The organism is Pseudacidovorax sp. RU35E (assembly GCF_900156165.1).
Taxonomy (GTDB): domain Bacteria; phylum Pseudomonadota; class Gammaproteobacteria; order Burkholderiales; family Burkholderiaceae_C; genus Xenophilus.
The window spans coordinates 1-5,773 of the sequence record NZ_FTMY01000025.1 but is presented as its reverse complement, the minus strand read 5'-3'; the positions used below and the strand labels follow the sequence as shown (position 1 = coordinate 5,773).

At 52.1% G+C, this 5,773-nt stretch carries 2 tRNA genes and 3 rRNA genes; all 5 read left to right on the top strand.

The window, feature by feature from the left end:
- The first annotated feature begins 444 nt into the window (after window positions 1-444).
- The 5 genes from BXA03_RS26255 (at window position 445) to rrf (ending at window position 5,721) form a co-directional block, all read left to right on the top strand.
- A 16S ribosomal RNA gene (locus BXA03_RS26255) occupies window positions 445-1,973 on the top strand.
- A gap of 89 nt (window positions 1,974-2,062) precedes the next feature.
- Window positions 2,063-2,139, top strand: a tRNA-Ile gene (locus BXA03_RS26250).
- Between the two features lie 60 nt (window positions 2,140-2,199).
- Window positions 2,200-2,275 (top strand) — tRNA-Ala (locus BXA03_RS26245).
- A 323-nt stretch (window positions 2,276-2,598) separates the two neighbouring features.
- Window positions 2,599-5,469: ribosomal RNA gene (locus BXA03_RS26240) — 23S ribosomal RNA — on the top strand.
- A 139-nt stretch (window positions 5,470-5,608) separates the two neighbouring features.
- Window positions 5,609-5,721, top strand: a 5S ribosomal RNA gene (gene rrf / locus BXA03_RS26235).
- The 16S, 23S and 5S rRNA genes sit together here with 2 tRNA genes alongside, the layout of an rRNA operon.
- Window positions 5,722-5,773: the final 52 nt, after the last annotated feature.

The following is a 5,773-nucleotide window of genomic DNA, read 5'->3' as shown; positions in this document are numbered from 1 at the left end:
GCAGCTTTTTTGCTGAGTTTGGTTGGTGGGTGGCTTGAGAGAGTGGCAGCGGCTTCTGATGAAAAAGAAGTTGCCTTCTTAAAAAGAAGCGTGTCATAATCGAGGGCTCGACACAAAGCAGCGAAGTTAGTAGCTGAAGGGTGTTGCGGGTAGTTGGTTTAGTGGGTTGCTTCGGTGGCTTGCGAGACGAAAGACCCGAAAGTTTGACAGGTCTTTATAAAAGCTGTCATAATCGAGGGCTTCGCTGATCGCAGCGAAGACGACAGAAAGAGGTGCTTTGGTGCTGCTTTCTGGTGAACGTTAAAAACATACAGCCGATAAGCGTGGGCGTTTGATGAGGGAATCGAGTTCTTCGGAACTTGAGCTTATAGCTCATTCAAACGCTCATGGAATAGAGAAGAAGTGAAGTTCACTTCGATTCCGTTTTATGAGTATTCAAAGATCGAACTGTAGAGTTTGATCCTGGCTCAGATTGAACGCTGGCGGCATGCCTTACACATGCAAGTCGAACGGTAACAGGCCGCAAGGTGCTGACGAGTGGCGAACGGGTGAGTAATACATCGGAACGTGCCCGATCGTGGGGGATAACGCAGCGAAAGCTGTGCTAATACCGCATACGATCTACGGATGAAAGCGGGGGATCGCAAGACCTCGCGCGGACGGAGCGGCCGATGGCAGATTAGGTAGTTGGTGGGGTAAAGGCCTACCAAGCCGACGATCTGTAGCTGGTCTGAGAGGACGACCAGCCACACTGGGACTGAGACACGGCCCAGACTCCTACGGGAGGCAGCAGTGGGGAATTTTGGACAATGGGCGCAAGCCTGATCCAGCCATGCCGCGTGCAGGATGAAGGCCTTCGGGTTGTAAACTGCTTTTGTACGGAACGAAAAGGTTTCTTTTAATACAGGGAACTGATGACGGTACCGTAAGAATAAGCACCGGCTAACTACGTGCCAGCAGCCGCGGTAATACGTAGGGTGCGAGCGTTAATCGGAATTACTGGGCGTAAAGCGTGCGCAGGCGGTGATGTAAGACAGAGGTGAAATCCCCGGGCTCAACCTGGGAACTGCCTTTGTGACTGCATCGCTGGAGTGCGGCAGAGGGGGATGGAATTCCGCGTGTAGCAGTGAAATGCGTAGATATGCGGAGGAACACCGATGGCGAAGGCAATCCCCTGGGCCTGCACTGACGCTCATGCACGAAAGCGTGGGGAGCAAACAGGATTAGATACCCTGGTAGTCCACGCCCTAAACGATGTCAACTGGTTGTTGGGAATTAGTTTTCTCAGTAACGAAGCTAACGCGTGAAGTTGACCGCCTGGGGAGTACGGCCGCAAGGTTGAAACTCAAAGGAATTGACGGGGACCCGCACAAGCGGTGGATGATGTGGTTTAATTCGATGCAACGCGAAAAACCTTACCCACCTTTGACATGTACGGAATCCTTTAGAGATAGAGGAGTGCTCGAAAGAGAGCCGTAACACAGGTGCTGCATGGCTGTCGTCAGCTCGTGTCGTGAGATGTTGGGTTAAGTCCCGCAACGAGCGCAACCCTTGCCATTAGTTGCTACGAAAGGGCACTCTAATGGGACTGCCGGTGACAAACCGGAGGAAGGTGGGGATGACGTCAAGTCCTCATGGCCCTTATAGGTGGGGCTACACACGTCATACAATGGCTGGTACAAAGGGTTGCCAACCCGCGAGGGGGAGCTAATCCCATAAAGCCAGTCGTAGTCCGGATCGCAGTCTGCAACTCGACTGCGTGAAGTCGGAATCGCTAGTAATCGTGGATCAGCATGTCACGGTGAATACGTTCCCGGGTCTTGTACACACCGCCCGTCACACCATGGGAGCGGGTTCTGCCAGAAGTAGGTAGCCTAACCGTAAGGAGGGCGCTTACCACGGCAGGGTTCGTGACTGGGGTGAAGTCGTAACAAGGTAGCCGTATCGGAAGGTGCGGCTGGATCACCTCCTTTCTGGAAACTGAGGTTTCCGAGTCAAACGTCCACACTTATCGGTTGTTGGAAGAGTCGAGTTGGCATTGCTGAGAGGCGATGTCGACCAGGGGTCTGTAGCTCAGCTGGTTAGAGCACCGTCTTGATAAGGCGGGGGTCGTTGGTTCGAGCCCAACTAGACCCACCATTCTTCCGAGGCAAGAAGTGCGTAGGGCGCGAGTGCGCGAGCGACGCATGGATGGGGATCGGGGGATTAGCTCAGCTGGGAGAGCACCTGCTTTGCAAGCAGGGGGTCGTCGGTTCGATCCCGTCATCCTCCACCAACCTGCCAACGGGCATCAACAACAAAAACAAACCAACACCAAAGAGGCTTTGCAAGAGGCTTCTTTGTTGTTGGTCCGGTATAGACCGGATCAATCGGCTGTTCTTTAAAAATTCATAGAGTCGAATCAGCGTTGTCAGAGGAAACCGCACATTCGTAAAGGTTTAGTGCGGACCGTGCCTCTGATGACAATTTTTTGATTGCGTCAAATGAACTTCAGCTTGCTGCAAAAGAGCAAATTGAAGACGGCATAACGCGTCAGGTGAAAGACCTGACAATTCCTTGATGGACTGAGAACTCTCGTGAGAGAGGTCAAAGTTATAGGGTCAAGTGAATAAGAGCATGTGGTGGATGCCTTGGCGATGATAGGCGACGAAGGACGTGATAGCCTGCGATAAGCTTCGGGGAGCTGGCAAATTAGCTTTGATCCGGAGATTTCCGAATGGGGAAACCCACCGAAAGGTATCGTATTCTGAATACATAGGGATACGAGGCGAACCGGGTGAACTGAAACATCTCAGTAGCTCGAGGAAAAGACATCAACCGAGATTCCGAAAGTAGTGGCGAGCGAAATCGGAGGAGCCTGCTAGTGATATCACAGGACTTAGCAAAGCGGCATGGAAAGGCCGACCATAGTGGGTGATAGTCCCGTATGCGAAAAGACCTGTGTGGTACTGAGCTAGCGACAAGTAGGGCGGGACACGTGTAATCCTGTCTGAACATGGGGGGACCATCCTCCAAGGCTAAATACTCATCATCGACCGATAGTGAACTAGTACCGTGAGGGAAAGGCGAAAAGAACCCCGGGAGGGGAGTGAAATAGATCCTGAAACCGCATGCTTACAAAAAGTAGGAGCCCGCAAGGGTGACTGCGTACCTTTTGTATAATGGGTCAGCGACTTACATTCAGTGGCAAGGTTAACCGAATAGGGAAGCCGTAGAGAAATCGAGTCCGAATAGGGCGTTCAGTCGCTGGGTGTAGACCCGAAACCAAGTGATCTATCCATGGCCAGGATGAAGGTGCCGTAACAGGTACTGGAGGTCCGAACCGACTAGTGTTGCAAAACTAGCGGATGAGCTGTGGATAGGGGTGAAAGGCTAAACAAACTTGGAAATAGCTGGTTCTCTCCGAAAACTATTTAGGTAGTGCCTCAAGTATTACCTTCGGGGGTAGAGCACTGTTTTGGCTAGGGGGTCATGGCGACTTACCAAACCAAGGCAAACTCCGAATACCGAAGAGTAGAGCTTGGGAGACAGAGCACCGGGTGCTAACGTCCGGACTCAAGAGGGAAACAACCCAGACCGCCAGCTAAGGTCCCTAAAATTGGCTAAGTGGGAAACGAAGTGGGAAGGCTAAAACAGTCAGGATGTTGGCTTAGAAGCAGCCATCATTTAAAGAAAGCGTAATAGCTCACTGATCGAGTCGTCCTGCGCGGAAGATGTAACGGGGCTAAGCCAGTTACCGAAGCTGCGGATTCACACGCAAGTGTGAGTGGTAGGAGAGCGTTCTGTAAGCCTGTGAAGGTGGCTTGTAAAGGCTGCTGGAGGTATCAGAAGTGCGAATGCTGACATGAGTAGCGTTAAAGCGGGTGAAAAGCCCGCTCGCCGTAAGCGCAAGGTTTTCTACGCAACGTTCATCGGCGTAGAGTGAGTCGGCCCCTAAGGCGAGGCAGAGATGCGTAGCTGATGGGAAACAGGTCAATATTCCTGTACCGATGTGCAGTGCGATGTGGGGACGGATCTTAATAGTTCATCCGGGTGTTGGATGTCCCGGTTTAGGCAGAAGTAGGCGTGCGTCAGGCAAATCCGGCGTACATATACCGAGGCTGTCGATCGAGCGAGCTTGCTCGCGAAGTGAATGAACGAGGTTCCAGGAAAAGCCACTAAGCTTCAGCTGCACACGACCGTACCGCAAACCGACACTGGTGCGCGAGATGAGTATTCTAAGGCGCTTGAGAGAACTCAGGAGAAGGAACTCGGCAAATTGACACCGTAACTTCGGGAGAAGGTGTGCCCTAGTAGTGTGAAGTGAACAACGGAGCATGAAAGGGTTGCAAAGAATCGGTGGCTGCGACTGTTTATTAAAAACACAGCACTCTGCAAACACGAAAGTGGACGTATAGGGTGTGACGCCTGCCCGGTGCTGGAAGATTAAATGATGGGGTGCAAGCTCTTGATTGAAGTCCCAGTAAACGGCGGCCGTAACTATAACGGTCCTAAGGTAGCGAAATTCCTTGTCGGGTAAGTTCCGACCTGCACGAATGGCGTAACGATGGCCACACTGTCTCCTCCTGAGACTCAGCGAAGTTGAAATGTTTGTGATGATGCAATCTCCCCGCGGAAAGACGGAAAGACCCCATGAACCTTTACTGTAGCTTTGTATTGGACTTTGAACAGATCTGTGTAGGATAGGTGGGAGGCTTTGAAGTGTGGTCGCTAGATCACATGGAGCCGACGTTGAAATACCACCCTGGTGTGTTTGAGGTTCTAACCTAGACCCGTTATCCGGGTTGGGGACAGTGCATGGTAGGCAGTTTGACTGGGGCGGTCTCCTCCCAAAGCGTAACGGAGGAGTTCGAAGGTACGCTAGTTACGGTCGGACATCGTGACGATAGTGCAATGGCATAAGCGTGCTTAACTGCGAGACTGACAAGTCGAGCAGATGCGAAAGCAGGACATAGTGATCCGGTGGTTCTGTATGGAAGGGCCATCGCTCAACGGATAAAAGGTACTCTGGGGATAACAGGCTGATACCGCCCAAGAGTTCATATCGACGGCGGTGTTTGGCACCTCGATGTCGGCTCATCTCATCCTGGGGCTGTAGCCGGTCCCAAGGGTATGGCTGTTCGCCATTTAAAGAGGTACGTGAGCTGGGTTTAAAACGTCGTGAGACAGTTTGGTCCCTATCTTCCGTGGGCGCTGCAGATTTGAGGAAGCCTGCTCCTAGTACGAGAGGACCGGAGTGGACACACCTCTGGTGTATCGGTTGTCACGCCAGTGGCATTGCCGAGTAGCTAAGTGTGGAAGAGATAACCGCTGAAAGCATCTAAGCGGGAAACTCGTTTCAAGATGAGATCTGCCGGGGCCTTGAGCCCCCTGAAGAGTCGTTCAAGACCAGAACGTTGATAGGTCGGGTGTGGAAGCGCAGTAATGCGTTAAGCTAACCGATACTAATTGCTCGTGCGGCTTGACCCTATAACTTTGATTCAGTGCGCTGCATATATAAAGATGCAGCAGCCAATCAAGGTGTTATGCCAGGCGCAATCAAACTAAAGCTGACAGACTCTATGAATTCGTCGTGTTGACCCAAAAATCAGCACGACAACCCTTTATGCCTGATGACCATAGCGAGTTGGTACCACTCCTTCCCATCCCGAACAGGACAGTGAAACGACTCAGCGCCGATGATAGTGCGGACTCCCGTGTGAAAGTAGGTCATCGTCAGGCTCTTACAGCCCTCAAAAAGCCCCTCAGCCCTCGCTGCGGGGCTTTTTGTTTT